Here is a 19,123-nt window from a genome sequence, read left to right as displayed (position 1 = left end):
ATGCTTGGGGACTCATGCGGAGGAATCGGCTTTCTTTTCGGCGGAAGGCGATGTCCGGGCTGTGGCGGCCGGCGCGATGATGCCGGAGGGCATGCGCTCGCGCAGCTCGTCCTCCTCCTCGGCCATGACGGCCTTCATCCGGGCGGTGATGTTGGCGCGCTTGCTGTCGCCGGATATTTTCTGGCCGACCAGGTCGGTGACGTAGAAGGTGTCGATCACCTTCTCGCCGAAGGTGGTGATGCGGGCCGACTGGATGTCGAGCGACAGATCGGAGAGCACGGCGGTAATCTCCGACAGCAGCCCCGGCCGGTCGAGGCATTCGACCTCGATGACGGTGAACTTGTTCGACAGGCTGTTGGTGATGTTGACCGACGGCGGAATGACGAAGGCCTTGCTTTTCTTGCGGTTGCGCGCCCGCGTCGCGATGACCTCGGGCAGCCGCTTGCGGCCGGACAGCACGTCCTCGATCATCCGGCCGATCGTCGCGGCCCGGCGCAGCTCGTCGGCATCGTCGGTAAATTCGCGGCTGACATGGATGGTGTCGAGTGCCCGCCCGTCCGATGTCGTGAAGATCTGCGCGTCGACGATGTTGGCCCCGGCCGCCGCACAGGCGCCGGCGATGACGGCGAGCAGGCGCGGATGGTCGGGCGACAGCACGGTGATTTCGGTAATCGCGTGGAAACTGTCGGTGCGCACCGTCGTGGCAAGCGCCTGGCCTGCTTTGTCGGCCTGACGGATGAAATCGGCGTGGCGGATCTGGTCTTCCAGCGGCACGGACAGCAGATAGGGCTGATAGTGCAGCCTGGTATAGGTATTGCGGTCCTTCTGGCTCCAGTCGGAAAGTGCCGCATGCAGCGCCTCGGCGGCGGCATTGGCGCGCTCCTTGCGGGAGACTTCCGAAAAGCCGCCGGCAAGCAGCAGCTCGGTTTCGTAGTAGAGCGTGCGCAGCAGCTGGCCCTTCCAGCCGTTCCACACGCCCGGGCCGACGGCGCGGATATCGCAGATCGTCAGGATCAGCAGCATCTTCAGCCGGTCGAGCGACTGCACCCGGTCGGCGAAATCGGTGATCGTCTTGCGGTCGGTGAGGTCGCGGGTCTGCGCCACCATCGACATGGTCAGATGTTCCTCGATCAGCCAGACGACGATCTCAGTCTGCTTCTGCGACAGGCCGAAGCGGGCGCAGAGCTTGCGGGCGACGCGGGCGCCGGCGATCGAATGATCCTCCTGGCGGCCCTTGGCGATGTCGTGCAGCAGAACCGCGACATAAAGCGCCTCGCGGTCCTCGATGCCTGAGATCAGCTTGTTGGCGAGCGGATGCAGATCCTCGGCGCGCCCCTTGTCAATCTCGGAGAGAATGTCGACGGTGCGGATCAGATGCTCGTCGACCGTATAGTGGTGATACATGTTGAACTGCATCATCGCGACGATCTTGCCGAATTCGGGGATGAAGCGGCCGAGCACGCCGGCTTCGTTCATCCGGCGCAGGATCAGCGCCGGATCCCGCTTTGACGTCAGGATCGACATGAACAGCCGGTTCGCCTCGTCGTTTTCCCTGAGGCTGTTGTCGATCAGGGCAAGTGACCGGGTGACGCGTTTAAGCGCGTCCGGATGGAATTCCAGCCCGTTGATGTCGGCGACGTGGAACAGCCGGAGGATGCTGACCGGATCGCGCTTGAAGACATCAGCGTCGGCAAGCGCGATGCGGCCGCGGTCCTCGACGAATTCGACGCTGCCGGCGATCTTGCGGTTGCGGTGGGTGAAGCGGCTGATGACGCCGGTAAGCCCCGGGATCGACTTCGCCTGCTGGTCTTCAAGGGCGGCGCAGAGGATGCGGGTGAGGTCACCGACATCCTTGGCGACAAGGAAATAGTGCTTCATGAAGCGCTCGACGGCCGAAAGGCCCGGACGGGTGTGATAGCCGAAGGCTTCGGCGATCTCGCGCTGGATGTCGAAGGACAGGCGCTCCTCGGCCTTGCCAGTCAGGAAGTGCATATGGCAGCGCACCGCCCAGAGAAAATCGTCGGCTTTCTCAAGCAGGCGGTATTCGTGTTTCGACAGCACGCCGAGCTTGACCAGCTCCGCCTGGTCGCGCACGTGATAATAATATTTCGAGATCCAGAACAGCGTGTGCAAGTCGCGAAGCCCGCCCTTGCCTTCCTTGACATTCGGCTCGACGAGATAGCGCGTGTCGCCCGCCTTGCGGTGGCGCTCGTCGCGCTCGGCCAGTTTGGCGGCGATGAATTCCGGGCCGGTACCGGTGACGATTTCCTTGTCGAAGCGGGTCTCGAGCTGGGTTTCCAATTGCTGCAGGCCGCAAATGTAGCGCATCTCCAGGATGGCGGTGCGGATCGTCATGTCGGATTTGGAAAGCGCGATGCATTCCTCCACCGTGCGGGTGGCGTGGCCGACCTTGAAGCCCATGTCCCAGAGCACGTAGAGCATGAATTCGACCGCCTTGTGCGTCTCTTCCGCCGGCCGCGGCAGGAAGAGGAAGAGCAGGTCGATATCGGAGCCCGGCGCCAGCGTGTCGCGGCCGTAGCCGCCGACGGCGGTGACCGCGAACTTGTCCTTCTGCTGCGGAAAGATATGGGCGGTGACGAATTTATAGAGGACAGTGATGATCTGGTCCTGCAGCCAGGAAATCCGGTAGGCGCAATTCAGCCCGCCGCCATCGGCCATGAGGGCGGCGCGCGCCTTCTGCCGGCCTTCCGTGCTCGCCTTTTTCAGCACCGCCAGAAGATCGGCGCGCAGGACGTCGGGGCGGTTGCGGTTGGCCTCGGCAACGGCATCGCACTGCTTCTGCAGCAGCTCGACATCGAGGATATGGGAGAAATCGAGGTTGCGCATCGCTGTCGCCGGGGCGGTTTCCTGTTCATGCCGGACGGCCGGTTCACGGCCTGCCGCTTGTTTCGTCTGCATGCGCTATAGCCCCTTTGCCCGGCGATTGACACGGGCTTTCATACTGCAAGAACCTTTAAATTTGGCGAAATGGTGTTGGTTCACGGCAAGAGGCGAGGGCGCTTTGACGCAACCGCAGAGCTTTTCCGGAAATCTTCAGCCGGCAGCCCGCGCGTTCAGCAAATACAGCACCTGCCGTGTCTCGCTCATGATCTCCTCGAGCGACTGCCTGTCGCATTCGCGATAGCCCGCCTTGGCGATCGACGTTGCGAGCTCCGAGATCATAGCGCAACAGCGGGTGATTTTCAGCATGCCGATCGGCGAGGTCCAGCCGCGTGCATTGCGGTCCTTATCGGCGCGCCGCATCGTGTCGAGCATGGAGCAGATGAGCGACAAGCGTTCGGTTTCGCGAACCAGTTTTTCCATGAACATGGCGCGCCGCTCCTATTTCAGCTTCTTCTTGAGGTCGTAAAGTGCGTCCATTGCCTCGCGCGGCGTCATGTCGTCAAGGCTCATCGCCTTCAGCGCCTCCTCGACCTTGGACGGGCCGCGGGCGGTGTCCTCGCGGCGCACCGCCACCTGGAAGAGCGGCAGGTCGTCGATCAGCTGGCTCGCCGGGTTCTTGCGGTCGGCATCCTCCAGCCGGGTGAGCACATCGCGGGCCCGCGTCACCACCGAGGCCGGAAGCCCGGCAAGCCTAGCGACCTGGATGCCGTAGGAGCGGTCCGCCGCCCCTGGCCCGACCTCATGCAGGAAGATGACGTCGCCGTCCCATTCCTTGACGCGCATCGTGGCGTTCGATAGCCGGCCAAGCTTTTCCGAAAGCACGGTCAGCTCGTGGAAATGCGTGGCGAACAGGCCGCGGCAGCGGTTGGCCTCATGCAGGTGTTCGACGGAGGCCCAGGCGATCGACAGGCCGTCGAAGGTGGCGGTGCCGCGGCCGATCTCATCGAGGATGACGAGCGAACGGTCGCTCGCCTGGTTGAGGATCGCAGCGGTTTCGACCATCTCGACCATGAAGGTGGAGCGCCCGCGCGCCAGATCGTCGGACGCGCCGACGCGGGAGAAAAGCCGGTCGACGATGCCGATATGGGCTGATGCCGCCGGCACGAAGGAGCCCATCTGCGCCATGATCGATATCAGCGCGTTCTGGCGCAGGAAGGTCGATTTACCACCCATGTTGGGGCCGGTCAGCAGCCAGATCGCGCCGTCCTTGTCGCCTGTTTTCGGCGAGAGATCGCAATTGTTGGCGACGAAGGGACCGCCCGCCTGGCGCCGCAGCGCCTGCTCGACGACCGGATGGCGCCCGCCTTCGATCGCAAACATCTTCGAGCCGTCGACCTGCGGCCGGCAATAGGCCTGCTCTTCGGCGAGAAGCGCCAGGCTTGCTGCGACGTCGATGACGGCAAGCGCCCGGGCGCCCGTTTTGATCGCTTCGGCTTCCGCAACCACGGCCGCCGTCATCCTGTCGAAGGCAGCGAGCTCGATCGTCAGCGCCCGGTCGGCGGCGTTGGCTATGCGGCTTTCGAGATCGGCAAGCTCGGTGGTGGTGAAGCGCATCGCGCTCGCCATCGTCTGGCGGTGGATGAAGCGCGCCTTGGCTTCCGCCGTGTCGGTCATCGGCGCGGCATTGCCGGCGGTCACCTCGATGAAATAGCCGAGGATGTTGTTGTGCTTGATCTTCAGCGACCGGATGCCGGTCTCTTCGGCATATTGCAGTTGCAGCCCGGCAATGACACGGCGCGACTGATCGCGCAGCGCCCGAACCTCGTCGAGCTCGGCACTGGCGCCGTCGCGCAGGAAGCCGCCATCGCGCTTCAGCAGCGGCAATTCGTCGGCGAGCGTCTCGGCCAGCAGCTTTTCCAGGCCCGCCGGAAGGGCTTGCAACCCGGACAGCGCCTGGCCGAGCTCTTCCGGCAGCATCGCGCTTGCGAGCAGGTCCGCAAGTCCCGCCGCCGCTTCCAGGCCCTGGCGGATCGCCCAGAGATCGCGCGGGCCGCCGCGGTCGAGCGCCAGGCGCGACAGGGCGCGCGGCATGTCGGGCACATGTTTCAGCGTGTCGCGCAGATTGCCGCAGAGCAAGGGTTCGTCGATCAGGAAGCCGATCGAATCGAGCCGGGCGTTGATGCGGGCAGGGTCGGTCAGCGGCGACATCAGCCGTTCCGCGAGAAGCCGTGCGCCGCCGCCGGTGATGGTGCGGTCGATCGCCTTCAGCAGCGACCCGTTGCGGTCACCCGACAGCGTGCGCGCCAATTCCAGATTGGCGCGGGTGGCCGGGTCGATGAACAGCGTCGAAGCCGCACTTTCCCGCTCCGGCTTGCCGAGCGGCGGCCGCTCGGCAATCTGCGTCTTTTCGACATAGGCGACGGCAGCGGCAGCTGCTGCCAGCTCGGCGCGCGAGAAGGTGCCGAAGCCGTCGAGCGTCGCGACGCCGAAATACCGGGCGATCCGGCCTTCGGCGCTGGCGCTGTCGAAGAGCACGGCAGGCTGCGGCACCGCGGTGCGGCCGAGCACGTCGAAGACCGGCTTGAGCTCGGGATCGTGGAAGATCGTGTCGGGCAGGATGAGCTCGCGCGGATCGATGCGCAGGATATCGGCAAGCAGCCGCGACGCTTCGGTCTCGGCAAGCCGGAAGACGCCGGTGGAAATATCGATCCAGGCCAGCGCCAGCAAGGGTTCGGCCCCGCCGCGAATGCGGGTCAGCGCCATCAAATAGTTGGATTCCGAGGGCGAAAGCAGCTTTTCCTCGGTGATCGTGCCTGGCGTGACCAGGCGGACGACGTCGCGCTTGACGACGGATTTGCCGCCGCGTTTCTTCGCCTCGGCCGGATCCTCGATCTGCTCGCAGACGGCGACGCGGAAACCGAGCGAAATCAGCTTTTGCAGATAGTCGTCGGCCGCATGCACCGGAACGCCGCACATCGGGATATCCTGGCCCATGTGCTGGCCGCGCTTGGTTAGCGTGATGCCGAGCGCGCGGGAGGCTTCCAGCGCATCTTCGAAGAACAGTTCGTAGAAGTCGCCCATGCGATAGAACAGCAGCGAACCCGGATTGTTCGCCTTGATCTCGATAAATTGCTCCATCATCGGCGTCGCCGAGGCGCGGCTTTCCGCCGTGGCAAGCTCGGCAGCCGAAAAGGCTTCGTTCTCTGTGTCTATTCGTGCGTTCACGGAGGTGCAGTTTTTCCCAAAAAAACAGGTGCCAACCCTATCCGCCCGCCGCTATAGATGACAACAGCATTTGAGGAAGAGCAAAGCGTCGCCCACAGGACGTTGGAGGATTTATGCCCGATATCGATAAGAAGGACCGGCCGGCGACATCAGTTACCGACCAGGAGGCGCTTGAATTTCATGCCATGGGCCGGCCCGGCAAGCTGGAGATCAACCCGACCAAGCCGATGGCGACGCAGCGCGACCTCTCGCTTGCCTATTCGCCGGGTGTCGCCGTTCCGGTCAAGGCGATCGCCGACGATCCGCAGACGGCCTATGATTACACCGCGCGCGGCAACATGGTCGCCGTCATATCCAACGGCACGGCCATTCTCGGTCTCGGCAATCTCGGTGCGCTGGCCTCCAAGCCGGTCATGGAAGGCAAGGCGGTGCTCTTCAAGCGCTTCGCCGACGTCGATTCCATCGATCTCGAAATCGATACCGAAAATGTCGACGAGTTCATCAATTGTGTGCGTTTCCTCGGTCCGTCCTTCGGCGGCATCAACCTCGAAGACATCAAGGCGCCGGATTGTTTCGTCATCGAAAGCCGGCTGCGCGAACTGATGGACATTCCGGTCTTCCATGACGACCAGCATGGAACGGCGATCATCGCCGCTGCCGGCCTGATCAATGCGCTGGAGCTGACCGGCCGCGACCTGAAGACGACGAAGCTCGTCTGCAACGGTGCCGGTGCCGCGGCGATCGCCTGCGTCGAACTCATCAAGGCGATGGGCTTTGCCCCTGAGAACGTCATCCTCTGCGACACCAAGGGGGTCATCTACCAGGGCCGCACCGAGGGCATGAACCAGTGGAAATCGGCGCATGCGGCAAAGACCGACACGCGCACGCTGGAAGAAGCGATGAAAGGTGCCGACGTCGTTTTCGGCCTGTCGCAGAAGGGGGCGTTTTCAGCCGAGATGATCCGCTCGATGGCGGACCGGCCGATCATCTTCGCCATGGCCAATCCCGATCCGGAGATTACGCCGGAGGAGGTCGCCCGCATCCGCGACGACGCCATCATGGCGACCGGCCGCTCGGACTACCCGAATCAGGTCAACAACGTCCTCGGCTTTCCCTATATCTTCCGCGGCGCTCTCGACGTCCGCGCTTCGACAATCAACGACGCGATGAAGATCGCCGCCGTCAAGGCGCTGGCAAACCTGGCCCGCGAGGACGTGCCGGATGACGTGGTTGCCGCTTATCAGGGCAACCGGCCGCGGTTCGGGGCGCAATACATCATCCCCGTCCCCTTCGATCCGCGCCTGATCTCGGCGATCCCGGTTGCGGTCGCTGAAGCCGCGATCGAAAGCGGCGTTGCCCGCAAGGTGATCACCGACCTGGCCGGTTATGCCCGCGAGCTTTCGGCGCGCCGCGATCCGATCGCCTCGACGCTCGCCAGACTCTACGAGCGTGTCCGCCGGCACCCGAAGCGGATCGTCTTTGCCGAGGCCGAGGAAGAGCAGGTCCTGCGCGCAGCACTGTCCTACGCCAACCAGCAGCTCGGCACCGCCATCCTGCTCGGCCGCGAAGACCTGATCCGGGCGACGGCCGAACGCGCCGGCATCGATCTCAACCGCCCCGGCCTCGAGATCGTCAATGCCCGTATCTCGACCCGGGTCGAGGCCTATATCGACTATCTCTATGCCAGGCTGCAGCGGCACGGTTATCTCCACCGCGACGCCCAGCGGCTGATCCACAATGACCGCAACCATTTCGCCGCCACCATGGTGGCGCTCGGCGACGCCGACGGCATGGTGACGGGCATCACCCGCAACTATTCGACGGCGCTCGAGGATGTGCGGCGTTGCATCGACGAGAAGCCCGGTCACCGGGTCATCGGCGTATCCCTGGCGCTCTGCCGCGGCCGCACCGTCTTTGTTGCCGATACGGCAGTGCACGACATGCCGACGGCCGAGCAGCTTGCCGACATCGCCGAGGAGGCCGCCGGTCTGGCACGGCGCATGGGTTATCCGCCGCGTGTCGCGATGCTCGCCTATTCCACCTTCGGCCATCCCTCGGGTGAACGCTCCGAGCGGGTGCGCGAGGCGGTGAAGATCCTCGACAAACGCCGCGTCGATTTCGAATATGACGGCGAGATGGCCGCCGATGTCGCGCTGAACCGCAAGGTGATGGAGCAATATCCCTTTTGCCGCCTCTCCGGCCCGGCCAACGTGCTTGTTATGCCGGCCTTCCATTCGGCTTCGATCTCGACCAAGATGCTGCAGGAGCTCGGCGGCTCCACCGTCATCGGCCCGATCCTCGTCGGTCTCGACAAGCCGGTGCAGATCACCTCGATGGGCGCCAAGGATTCCGATATCGTCAACATGGCGGCGATCGCGGCCTATAGCGGCTCGTAAACCGCGTCCTGCCCACCTAACAGACGGTATCCGTGCCCGGCCGACTGCCCGTCGGCCGGGCATAAGTTTTCATGGGCAGCCGCGATGAAGACGGCTCTTTCGATAAATCATACTTTTGATACAATAAGCCTATAGGGCGGCATGCATTTGCCCGCAGGGACATTAAAACTGCGGGCAATCGATGCGGTTTCGCAGCTCAGTTGTTTAATATCAGCCGGTTGGTTTCCCATGCTAGAAGACGCATCCGCCGATTTCACCGCCCGATTCCAGGGGGCAACTTTCGACGATATGGTCGAGGCCCTGACCAAGGGGTTTGGCTCGCTCGACGCATGGCGCAATGGCCGGGAGAAACCGCTCGACTGGAAGGTCGGGTTTTGGGGTGATGAAAGCTTGTCGCTGGTCAGCAACCAGGATTCCGGCGACTGGGGTGCAAGAACGGCACATGGAACGCCGGAAACTCTGGCAATCGTCGTTCCGCGCACGGGTGCCCTCAATGTCAGGCTTGGTCGGACAGTGGTCGAAGCCACGCCCGGGCGGCTGCTGTTGATGAACAATCTTGAGTCGGAATGGGTTTCCATACGAGCAGCGCCTCACCGGTCGGACACACTCAGTCTGAACTGGACAATCATCGCTCAGGCCGCCGCCGCCATACTGGAGAGGCCGCTGATCGGGACAATGGAGTTGGCGCCCGTCATCGATTTTTCCACGGCAGCGGGACAGTTGCTCGGCAATCTCGTCCAAACGATGATCATGGGCCTGCGCAACAACGGGCCGCTGCTTCACTCGCCAATCGCCATGGCGAACCTGACCCAGGCGCTTGCCGATCTCGTGGTGCGCTTGATTCCTCATCGGCTCTCGCATCTGCTCGACAAGAAAATCCATCTGATAACGCCGCGGCATATCCGTCGAGCCATTGAATTCATGCATGCCAACATCGCCCAGCCGTTGACGATGCAGAGCGTCGCGGAGGCGGCAGGCATTTCCATTCGCGCTCTCGAAGTCGGTTTTCGTGACTTCAAGGGAGCCACACCGGCAGCCTATCTCAGGACGCTCCGCCTGCACGCCGTCCGCGAGGATCTCCGCGATCCGTCGAACCGACAACCGTTGCGGGACATCTGCTTGAAGTGGGGGTTCTTTCACTTCGGCCGTTTTTCGGCAATCTATCGGGCGGCCTATGGAGAAAAGCCGTCGGATACGAGAAAGCGATATGGTGGATGAGGGCGCTCATCCGTTAGACCGGCTGTCACTGGTTTTTCACAAGCGGCTCGGAACGGCTGCACATGTCCGGGCGACAGGCATCAGCTCGCGAAGCGGCCGGCGTCGGCGCCGTAATAATTCAGGTAGCGGTCGGAAATGCTGGAGATCGGCAGCACGATCAGCACGTCGGTCGTATTGAAGGCATGATCGACGACCGCGTGGGAGCCGACCATCGCACCGAGGCGCAGATAACCCTTGATGAGCGGCGGCAGGGCCATCAGCGCCCGCTTCGGGTTGATGGCCTCGACCGGCATCAGATCCATGTTGCGGGCGAGATCCGGCAGGGCGCCCACGGCCCATTCGTTCTTCGCCAGCACATTATGGTAGAGGAAAGACAGCGCCAGCGCATGGCTTTCGAGGTAGACGCCGGGGAAAGAGGCGCAGCCGAACATGGCGCTGACGCCATGCTTCAGCGCATAGGCCCAGTTGCCCTGCCACAGAAGCTCGACGGTGCGCTTGGTGCGGTATTCCGGCAGCACGCAGGAACGGCCGAGCTCCATGAAGCGCTTGTCCGGATGTTTGGCGATGAGGCCTTCGATCTCGAATTCGGAAGCCGAGTAAAAACCGCCATTGGCGATGGCGACATCCTGGCGCAACAGCCGGTAGGTGCCGACGATCTGGTCTTCCGGGTCGCCCTCGATCGTGCGGTCGAGAACGAGAAGATGATCGCAGAAGGCGTCATAGGCATCGACATCCCGCTGGCGGCGCATGGCATCCAACGGCAGCTGCGCCTTCATTTCGTCGACGAAGACGCGATAGCGCACGGCCTGGGCGGCATCGATCTCGCGCGCCGTGCGGGCAAGGCGGGTTTCCAGATTGCCGATGCGGCCGAGGATGTCGCCGTCCTTCTGCGCAGCAGCCGTCGAGGGCCGTGCAGCCTCCGCGGTGGTGTCACGATTCAGGATGTCGATGGCGGACATGGCGATTCTCCCGTTGCCGGCTTATCGACGCCATAAAACACTTCTCTGCGACAGGAAAGTGACATATTGAATTTCCCAACGCAAGAAGCATGCCGGTCCCGCGGCACGTTACCGCGCCTCTGCCCGGCGGGCGGAAAGTGCGGCGACCGCCTGAACTTCGGTCAGCAGCCGCACCGGGTCGACCGGCTTGACCATGACGCGGTTGGCGCCGTTGAGTAAGACCTGGCGGCGCGATTCGTCGCTCTTGTCGGCGGTGAGAACGATCACCGGCACCGAGACGAGGTCGAGCCGCCTTTCGTGGCCGCGCAGACGCCCCAGCATGTCGATGCCGTTCCCACCGGGCATCGACAGGTCGCTGATGATGATGTCGGGCCGGGCATTCGCCTCGCATAGGGCGCAATCGAGCAGCGCCTCGAAATCCTCGACATGGCGCACCTTGTGCCCGCCCTTTTCCAGGACGACGCGCACCAGCATGGCATTGATCGGATCGTCCTCGCCAAGCAGGATGTTGAGCCCGCTTGCTGTCGCCAGCGTCTCCGCCACCGAAAGGCCGAAACCCGGCTGATTGTCGTTCAGCGCGTCGCGCTTCTCCATGCCGCGCATGCGCCCGCGCAACACGTCGATCAGCGATTGTTCGCGCAGCGGCCGGATGAGCCAGGCATCGAAAAGGTCGAGCGGATGGGCGTTGCGCTCTTCCGGATTGACGAGCAGGACCTTGCGCAGGCCAAGGGCTGCGATTTCGGCACGATCGGCAAGATGGGCGGAAAATTCCGCCGACATGCGGTGGTCGATGATGATATCGGTCGGCCGCTTTCCGCCTTTTGCCAGGCCGAGCAGCGTTGCCCGCGCGCTTTCGCCGTCGGCGACGAGATGGCAGAGGCCGCCGAGCGCGGTGATCGTCTCGGCGATGGCGGCGCGCGCTGCACCTGCCGGCGCCAAAAGCACGACGCTGTTGCCGGCAAGCAGCGTATTTCGCCGGTCGGGGCGCTCGCTGCCGATATCGATAGGGAAGCGGATGGTGAATTCGCTGCCTCTGCCCTTTTCGCCGGATACTGTCAGCGTGCCGTTGAATTCGCGCATGATCCGGGCGGAGATCGCAAGGCCGAGCCCGGTGCCGCTGCTCTTGTCGGCAACGCTGCCGCCTTGCTCGAACTCGCCGAAGACGCGCGCCTGCTCCTCCGCCGTCATGCCGGGACCGCTGTCGGTGACGGTGATCGACAGGTCGTCGGCGTCGAGCGACACGCGAATGAAAACGCCGCCGACCTGGGTGAACTTCACGGCATTGCCGATGACGTTGAAGAGGACCTGGCGCAGACGCGCCGGATCGAAATTCATATTCTCCGGCACATCGGATGACACCGTGGCGCCGATCTCGATGCCTTTTTCATGCGCCCGGTGGGCGAGCATCTCGACGACGCTCTCCAAGAGCTTGCGCAGCGATTCCGAACGCGGATGCAGCGCGAAGCGGCCGACCTCGATGGTGGAGAAATCGAGCAGATCCTCGACCAGCTGCGTCAGTGCGTGGCCGGACTGGCGGATATTCGCCAGATAGTCCTGCTGCTCCTGCGTCAGCCGCGTCTCGGCGAGCAAATGCGTCATGCCGAGGATGCCGGAAAGCGGCGTGCGCACCTCGTGGCTGACGGTGGCAAGCAGCCTCGATTTGGCAGCGCTGTTATATTCGGCCTTCTGGCGGGCCTCCTCGCGGCCCTGGGCGATGAGCCGCTCGTCGGTCACATCACGCGCCACGCTCTGCAGCAGCAGGCGGCCGTTTGCCGGGTCGCGGGTGACGACGTCGCGCCAGAGAAAGATGCGCTGGCCGTCCGGCGTCGAAATCTCGACGTCGTAGCAGTGCGGTATCGGGCCGGGGCGGAAGGCAAGCCCGATCTCCTCGCAGCTCAATCCCTCCGGATGCAGCCGCCCGGTCAGGCGGCAAAACGTGTCGTTGGCGGAGATGATGCGCCGGTCCATGCTGCGGCTGACGGTGATGTCGCCGAGCACGTCGTGCACGTCGGCAAACAGCTTTGCACCATCGTTCCAATCCGGCAGGGGTTTGCCGTCGCGCGGGGCTCTCCGCCGCCGAACCATCAGGACGGCATAACTTGATATGACGGCAAGGCCGAGAACGACAAGGCCGCCCGACAGCAGCAGCGGATCGCCGGCATGGGCAAGCAGCGTCAGGATCATCGCGGCAAGAAGGCCGGCGCCACCTAGCCAGTAGAACAGCAGGCGCCGTGTCGTTGCCGGCCCCATATTGCGGTCGTCGGCGGTCTGACGCGCCGAGGCGCCGGGTCGCAGGGAGAAGCCCCCCATCCGCTCTTCATGCGGCTTGGCGGCGGGTCCGCCGAAGGCGGCGGACAAGGTTTCCTGCAACTGTCCCAGACTTTGCATGGTATATGGCTAACATGAGGCCTCTTCCGAATGCCTTCAGGAATTCGATAAGATTTTAGCGGCCGGTCTTTTTCGGCAGCAGCAGCTCGTCGAGAATGACGCAGCCGGCGCCGATGGTGATGAAGCTGTCGGCGAGATTGAACACCGCGAAGGACCAGCTTTCGGTGTGGAACAGAATGTAATCGATCACATGGCCATAGGCGAAGCGGTCGACCAGATTGCCGATCGCGCCGGCGATGATCAGCGCATAACCGAGATGGGCAAGCCAGCGGTCCTTCGCCGTGCGGTACCACAGCCAGATGACGAAGGCGACGATGATGAGCCGCATGCCGACGATGAACCAGCCGTCCATGCCCGACAGCATCGAAAAGGCGACGCCGAGATTGTAGGTGCGGTAGAGCGCCAGCATCGGAATGACCGGCACGGCCTCCTGCAGCGGCAGGTAATGATCGACAGTGATCTTGACGACCTGGTCGATGAGAACGGCGACGACGATGAAAAGGAGGATCGGCGCCGGGCGCGAAAACAGTGCGGGGCGTGCAAGCGTCTGTTCGGTCATTTGCCCTCGGCAAGTGAGAGGAGATGGCGGCGCGCCTCGAAAAGCATGACGGCGGTGGCGACGGCGAGGTTCAAGGAGTCGGCGCGGCCCTGCTGGGGAATACGGGCAAGCGCATCGGCTTCCCTCGCCAGCTGGTCCGGCAGGCCGGATTGCTCGTTGCCCATCAACAGCACGACGGGTTTCTTCCGGTAGTCGATCGTGCGGTAATCGACCGCGCCGGCAAGATGCGTCGCGACGACGGAGACGCCGGCCGATTTCCGCCAGGAAATGAATTCCTCCGGCGTCGCCCGCGCGACCGGTACGGCGAAGACCGAGCCCATGGTGGCGCGTACGGTTTCGAGCGAGAAGGGATCGGTCGTCTCGCCGATGAGAATGATGCCGGAAGCGCCGGCCGCATCGGCGGTGCGGATGATGGTGCCGAGATTGCCGGGGTCGCGTACCCGGTCGAGCGCCACCCAGGTCTCGCCATCCCTCGGCCGGATGTCCCGCAGCGGCTTCCAGCGCTGTTCGAAGATGCCGACGACCATCTGCGGATTGTCGCGGCGGGTGATCGAGGCGATGACCTTTTCGCTGACTTCGAGTACCAGCCCGCCCGAGGCGACGGTCTTTGCCGCCATCTGCTCGACCAGCGGCTTGCCCTTGGCCGCTTTGGCATAGACCAGCGTGCGGATCGTCCAGCCGAGCTCGATCGCATCGATGACCAGCTTCAGCCCTTCGGCGAGGAATGTCCCGCTTTCCTCCCGCGACTTCTTGTTCGTCAGCGCCTTGATGTCCTTGATGATCGGATTGGCGAGCGAGGTGACCTCTTTCACCTGCCCGACCCTGCGCGGTCCCTGATCGTGGAAGTCCTTGCTCATTTCGGCACCCAGCGGGAAAAGAGGGAGGTGGAAAGCGCGCGGCCCTCGGTCTTGCCGTCGGTGCCCGCCTCGCGAATCACCAGTTCGCCGGATTCGACCACGCCGCCGGCGCCGCGCATCGTCTCGCGCATCAGCTCGTGGATCGAATAGAAGCTGGCGCGGATCGAATAGGCCGTCAGCACCAGGCCCACCGCCTTCGGCGATAGGATCTCGCGGCAGACATCGAGCATCAATGGCAGATGCTCGAAGAGATGCCAGACTTCGCCGTTCGGACCGCGGCCGAATTTCGGCGGATCGGTGAGGATGATGTCGTACTGGCTGCCGCGGCGCTCCTCGCGCAGGATGAATTTCATCGCATCCTCGCAGATCCAGCGGATCGGCAGCTTCTCCATGCGCCCGAGCGCCTGGTTTTCCCGCGCCCAGCCGATTGCCTTCTTCGAGGCGTCGACATGGGTGACTTCGGCGCCGGCTGCTGCGGCAACCAGCGAAGCGACGCCGGTATAGCCGAAAAGATTCAGCACCTTCAGCGGCCGGCCGGCCTTTTCGACCTGATCCTTCATCCAGCTCCAGTGCACGATCTGCTCCGGGAAGACGCCGACATGGCGGAAGGAGGTGAAGCGGCCGAGGAAATCGACGCCGAGCAGATTGAGCGGCCAGGTCTCACCGAGCGCCTCCTTCGGGAAACGCCAGCGGCCGGTGCCTTCCTCATCGGTATCGCCGGTGAAGGCGGCGTCGACCTTTTCCCAGACATGCGCGGGCAGCGAAGGCCGCCACAGCGCCTGGGCCTCCGGGCGGATGATGCGGTACGGGCCGTATTGCTCCAGCTTTTCGCCGTTGCCGCTGTCGATCAGGTGGAAGTCGCCGGCCCCGAGCGATTCGAGGATGACAGGCACGCGCTCAGCCGGACGCTCGCCGCTGCGCGTCATCAGCGGACGCTCGACGGCGGCTGGTGCAGTAGCCTCGCGCACGCTCTCGCGGGTAGCCGCAGGCCGCGCCACCGGCTTCGGCGGCCGGCCGGCCCGATCGTCCCTGCGGCTTTCACCGGAAGGACCTGATGTCTTCTTCTGGCCCGGCCGGCGTTCTCTCTGTTTCAACGTGTTTTTCCGCGTGTCTGTCGGGGTGTCTTCACAAGGGTCTGCGTCCACTGCAGTGCCCTTGGAATTATGCAGTAGCCCAGAAAACCGTACCGGATCAACTGCGCGTCAACCTGGCTGGCGGCAAGAGCACAGCTTGTCCAGGCGTGGCAGCTACTTCAAGCCATCGGTCGCCCGTGTAAGAAGCCAGCTCTCGGCTGCATAAAGTGCGGCGACATGCATCGACTGCAGGATGACCGCGCCGGACTTGATGTCGCCGAGGATGGTGGCAAGATCGGCAAACAGCAGCTCGACCTTCTCGCCGGAGTCGAAACGCGGTTCGCCGGCTCTGCTGACGCCGAGCGCCAGCCAGCTGGTCACCATATTGCTCTGGCTGGCGGCATTCGGATAGGAGGTCAGCAGCTTGACGAAGGTCGAGGCTTCATAACCGGTCTCTTCCCGCAGTTCGCGCCGTGCCGCCGCCATTGCCGCATCGTCGGTCTCTACATCGCTGGCCTCGACGCCGCCGGAGACGAGGCCGAGCACGATCTCGCCGCGGCCGTGCCGGTACTCCCGCGTCAGCAGCACACGCCCGTCGGGCATGACAGGGATGACGTTGATCCAGTCGGGATAGTCGAGCACATGGAAGGGCGCGACGACGATTCCATCGGCGGTGACGCAATCGTCGCTGCGGAGCCTGATCCAGCGGTCCTCATAGGTGATGCGGCTCGCCGTCACGCTCCAGGGCTTCAGTTCATCGTCCATCGCCGGCTCCTTGCTTCGAACGCGCCAGATAACATTCCTCTCCGGCGTGGCAAATAGCCTCCGCGCTGAGATAAGGTGAGCGAATCGGAGATGGGGCTATCGAATGGATTTCACCGGCGAAGAACGCATCGCCGCGCCGCGGGACGTCGTCTGGGCAGCGCTCAACGATCCCGAGATCATGCGCGGCTGCATTCCAGGCTGCCAGGGCATCGAGCGGCTGTCGCCCGATGTCTTCGAGGCGACGATCAAGGTCAGGTTCAGCCTGCTGTCGGCCACCTTCCATGGGTTGCTGACGCTTTCCAATGTCGATGCGCCCAAGAGCTACACGCTGTCGGCCGAAGGCAAGGGCGGTCTTGCCGGCTTCGCCAAAGGCAGCGCCGATATCGTGCTCGAGCAAAGCGGCGGCGAGACCATCCTGCATTATCGGGCAAAAGCCGAACTCGGCGGCAAGCTTGCCCAGTTCGGCGCACGCCTGCTCGATTCGACCTCGCAGAGGCTAGCCGAGGGGTTCTTTTCGGATTTCAACGCCGCCGTCGTCGCGAAGGTGGCGGCCGGCTGATCCTGGCACAACACCATGTGCTTTGGGCTTGGCGCGGGTAGGGGGCTTGGGGTAAATCGACGAGATGACGTGGACCATCAGGCCGCCGCGGGCGGAAGATCAGGAAATGCTCGCGGAGATTTATCTTTCCGTGCGCCGCGCAACATTCGTCTGGGTCGATCCCGGCAAGTTCCACCGCGAGGATTTCGCCGCCCACACTAGTGGCGAGACGGTCTTCGTCTGCGCGCATGAAAACGGCGGTGTAGCCGGCTTCCTGTCGCTCTGGCCGGAGGACGATTTCATCCACATGCTCTATATCAGCCCGGATTTCCAGGGACAGGGCGCCGGCACGGCATTGCTGCGGGCGCTGCCCGAATGGCCGCAACACCGGTATCGGCTGAAGTGCCTGGTGAAGAACCGCCGGGCGAAGGCGTTCTACCTCGCCCACGGGTTCCGCGTGACCGGCAACGGCGCATCGCCGGAAGGCGACTATGAGGAGCTGAGCTTTTTTCCGGTTTGACCGCTCGCGGGCGCGTCGTCGGTTTTACCGCGTCGGCAGCTGCCCGGCGATTTCCTCGGCGCGGCTCTTGTGGCGGTCGGCCTCACCCTGCCAGCGGATGGCTTCCTTGGCTTCGGTGCGGGCGCGCTTGCGGTGCTTGCCCTGGCTGAACCAGGTGGCGGCCGCGCCGATCAGCATGCCTGCGATCAGGGCGATGAACAGGAAGACGAAGAAGGGTGCGGAAACCGCAAGCACCTGATCGTCAGGCCGGAACGGATTGAAGGCGAGCGTGACGCTCTGCCGGTTGGCGACGCAGAAGACGATGAGGATAACGCCGAGCGGCAGCAAAATCAACAGGTTGACGATCTTCTTGGCCATTTGAGGTCTCCACGCGGCATAGTGCGCCGGTTTTTTTGAAGGGCGCGTTTGATGCTTGGCAGGATAGAAAAACGGCGCTCGAATTCAAGTGCGGTTTCGCCGCAGGCGGCTGTCGCTCAATCCTCTTCGTCGGCCTGGCCGGGGTTCAGCCGCTCGCGCAGCTCCTTGCCGGTCTTGAAGAAGGGAACCCACTTCTCCTCGACGAAGACGGTATCGCCGGTGCGCGGGTTGCGGCCGGAACGGGAAGGGCGGTTCTTGACCGAAAACGCGCCGAAGCCGCGCAATTCGACGCGGTTGCCCGCAGCCAGTGCATCCGTGATCTCGTCGAGAACCGCGTTGACGATATTCTCGACGTCGCGATGATAGAGATGCGGGTTGCGTGCTGCAACAATCTGCACCAATTCGGACTTGATCACGTTCGCCCCCTTAAATTATTGATTTCTTATCAATCGCGGCCAACCTGCCAAACTGAAAGCAGCCCGTCAAGAAGCAACTTTGGGGGCAGGATTCCATTGATATCCTGGCCTTTCAAGAGATCATCATAACCGAAGATCGTAATCAACCGCGAAACAGCCCCAGCGAGCAGAAAGGGCGTATTGCTCTTCTTGTCCCAATCCACCATCGGCAGGTCGGCATCGACGCCGCGCGATTTGAGATAGGCACGGATCTCAGGCTCGCCACCGATCGTATCGACGAGTTTCACCTTCAGTGCCTGGCGGCCGGTATAGATCGTGCCGTCGGCCAGTTTCAGCACCTCGTCGCGCGGCAGCTTGCGCCGGTCGGCGACCAGGTCGACGAACCAGTTATAGCTGTCGACCACCATGTTGCGGATCATCGCCTTGGCCTCCTCGCTCGCCTCGTGGAAGGGCGAGGGCTCGGCCTTCAGCGGCGAGGACTTGATTTCCTGCAGCGAGACGCCGATCTTGTCGAGCAGCGGCTGGATCTGCGGATACTGGAAGATGACGCCGATCGAGCCGGTGATCGAGCTGTCGCCGGCAATGATCGTATCGCCGGCCGTGGCGATCATGTAGCCGGCGGAGGCGGCAAGGGTGCGCACATCGGAGACGACAGGCTTCTTGGCTGCTATCGCACGGATCGCCTTGAAGATTTTCTCGCCGCCATAGGTCGTGCCGCCGGGCGAAGAGATCGAAATCACCGCGGCCTTCACCTGGTCGCTGGTCTCGACTTTCTTCAGCCGCTCCAGAAGCTCGTCGTCATCGACGATCAGCCCTGATATCGTCACATGGGCGATGTGCGGGCGCTCCGTCCCGGCATCGCCGACGGCAAAGCGGTAGAAGGCGAAACCGAGTGCCACGACGAGGGCGACCGTGAAGAGGCGCCAGAACCAGAGCTTGCGGCGCAGCCGCCGGCGATCCGCAATCATCGAACTGTCCATAGAAACCTCCAGCGCTGGCACCGGCTTC

The 19,123-nt window shown here is 63.5% G+C and carries 16 protein-coding genes; 4 read left to right on the top strand and 12 right to left on the bottom strand.

Going from position 1 to position 19,123, the window contains the following annotated elements; all coding sequences use genetic code 11:
* Positions 1 to 12 precede the first annotated feature (12 nt).
* From CO667_RS02975 to mutS, 3 genes are all read right to left on the bottom strand, one after another.
* Positions 13 to 2,919: a [protein-PII] uridylyltransferase gene (locus tag CO667_RS02975; RefSeq protein ID WP_097616993.1), complete on the bottom strand. Its 2,907-nt coding sequence runs from the start codon at positions 2,917 to 2,919 to the stop codon at positions 13 to 15.
* 135 nt (positions 2,920 to 3,054) lie between these two features.
* Entirely contained in the window at positions 3,055 to 3,330 is a 276-nt protein-coding gene (locus CO667_RS02970) for a hypothetical protein (protein ID WP_097615071.1), read from the bottom strand.
* Between the two features lie 12 nt (positions 3,331 to 3,342).
* Entirely contained in the window at positions 3,343 to 6,069 is a 2,727-nt protein-coding gene (gene mutS / locus CO667_RS02965) for a DNA mismatch repair protein MutS (protein WP_097616992.1), read from the bottom strand.
* Positions 6,070 to 6,182: 113 nt separating this feature from the next.
* Between mutS and CO667_RS02960 the strand changes: the two genes are divergently transcribed.
* Entirely contained in the window at positions 6,183 to 8,465 is a 2,283-nt protein-coding gene (locus CO667_RS02960) for an NADP-dependent malic enzyme (protein WP_097616991.1), read from the top strand.
* A 228-nt stretch (positions 8,466 to 8,693) separates the two neighbouring features.
* Complete coding sequence (locus CO667_RS02955) at positions 8,694 to 9,683, top strand: AraC family transcriptional regulator (protein ID WP_097616990.1); 990 nt, start codon at positions 8,694 to 8,696, stop codon at positions 9,681 to 9,683.
* An 80-nt stretch (positions 9,684 to 9,763) separates the two neighbouring features.
* On the opposite strand, the gene CO667_RS02950 is transcribed toward CO667_RS02955, so the two are convergent.
* The 6 genes from CO667_RS02950 to CO667_RS02925 form a co-directional block, all read right to left on the bottom strand.
* Positions 9,764 to 10,642, bottom strand: coding sequence for a GNAT family N-acetyltransferase (locus tag CO667_RS02950; protein ID WP_097616989.1), 879 nt, complete (start codon positions 10,640 to 10,642; stop codon positions 9,764 to 9,766).
* Positions 10,643 to 10,750: 108 nt separating this feature from the next.
* Positions 10,751 to 13,030 (bottom strand): ATP-binding protein, encoded by a 2,280-nt coding sequence (locus tag CO667_RS02945; protein WP_097616988.1) that lies wholly within the window; start codon positions 13,028 to 13,030, stop codon positions 10,751 to 10,753.
* 55 nt (positions 13,031 to 13,085) lie between these two features.
* On the bottom strand, positions 13,086 to 13,589 hold the full coding sequence (gene lspA, locus CO667_RS02940) for a signal peptidase II (protein ID WP_097616987.1): 504 nt from the start codon (positions 13,587 to 13,589) through the stop codon (positions 13,086 to 13,088).
* Positions 13,586 to 14,446 (bottom strand): RNA methyltransferase, encoded by an 861-nt coding sequence (locus tag CO667_RS02935; protein ID WP_097616986.1) that lies wholly within the window; start codon positions 14,444 to 14,446, stop codon positions 13,586 to 13,588. Before CO667_RS02935 ends, lspA begins: the two co-directional genes overlap by 4 nt.
* Positions 14,443 to 15,540, bottom strand: coding sequence for a class I SAM-dependent methyltransferase (locus CO667_RS02930; RefSeq protein ID WP_097616985.1), 1,098 nt, complete (start codon positions 15,538 to 15,540; stop codon positions 14,443 to 14,445). Before CO667_RS02930 ends, CO667_RS02935 begins: the two co-directional genes overlap by 4 nt.
* Before the next feature lie 153 nt (positions 15,541 to 15,693).
* Entirely contained in the window at positions 15,694 to 16,284 is a 591-nt protein-coding gene (locus CO667_RS02925; RefSeq protein ID WP_097616984.1) for an NUDIX hydrolase, read from the bottom strand.
* A gap of 103 nt (positions 16,285 to 16,387) precedes the next feature.
* On the opposite strand from CO667_RS02925, the gene CO667_RS02920 reads away from it, so the two are divergent.
* The gene (locus CO667_RS02920; RefSeq protein ID WP_097616982.1) at positions 16,388 to 16,843 is read left to right on the top strand and encodes a carbon monoxide dehydrogenase subunit G; all 456 of its coding nucleotides are present in this window, start codon (positions 16,388 to 16,390) and stop codon (positions 16,841 to 16,843) included.
* A gap of 64 nt (positions 16,844 to 16,907) precedes the next feature.
* Entirely contained in the window at positions 16,908 to 17,342 is a 435-nt protein-coding gene (locus CO667_RS02915; protein ID WP_097616981.1) for a GNAT family N-acetyltransferase, read from the top strand.
* Between the two features lie 24 nt (positions 17,343 to 17,366).
* On the opposite strand, the gene CO667_RS02910 is transcribed toward CO667_RS02915, so the two are convergent.
* From CO667_RS02910 to sppA, 3 genes are all read right to left on the bottom strand, one after another.
* On the bottom strand, positions 17,367 to 17,699 hold the full coding sequence (locus CO667_RS02910; RefSeq protein ID WP_097616980.1) for a LapA family protein: 333 nt from the start codon (positions 17,697 to 17,699) through the stop codon (positions 17,367 to 17,369).
* Positions 17,700 to 17,815: 116 nt separating this feature from the next.
* Positions 17,816 to 18,115 carry an integration host factor subunit beta gene (locus CO667_RS02905; RefSeq protein WP_003544934.1) on the bottom strand — a complete coding sequence of 100 codons (300 nt, stop codon included), beginning with the start codon at positions 18,113 to 18,115 and terminating at the stop codon, positions 17,816 to 17,818.
* A 29-nt stretch (positions 18,116 to 18,144) separates the two neighbouring features.
* Positions 18,145 to 19,095, bottom strand: a complete 951-nt coding sequence (gene sppA / locus CO667_RS02900; RefSeq protein WP_097617295.1) for a signal peptide peptidase SppA — start codon at positions 19,093 to 19,095, stop codon at positions 18,145 to 18,147.
* Between the last annotated feature and the right edge of the window lie 28 nt (positions 19,096 to 19,123).

The sequence above is a fragment of the Rhizobium sp. L43 genome (genome assembly GCF_002531725.1).
GTDB lineage: Bacteria > Pseudomonadota > Alphaproteobacteria > Rhizobiales > Rhizobiaceae > Rhizobium.
This window is presented reverse-complemented; position numbering and strand designations above follow the sequence as displayed.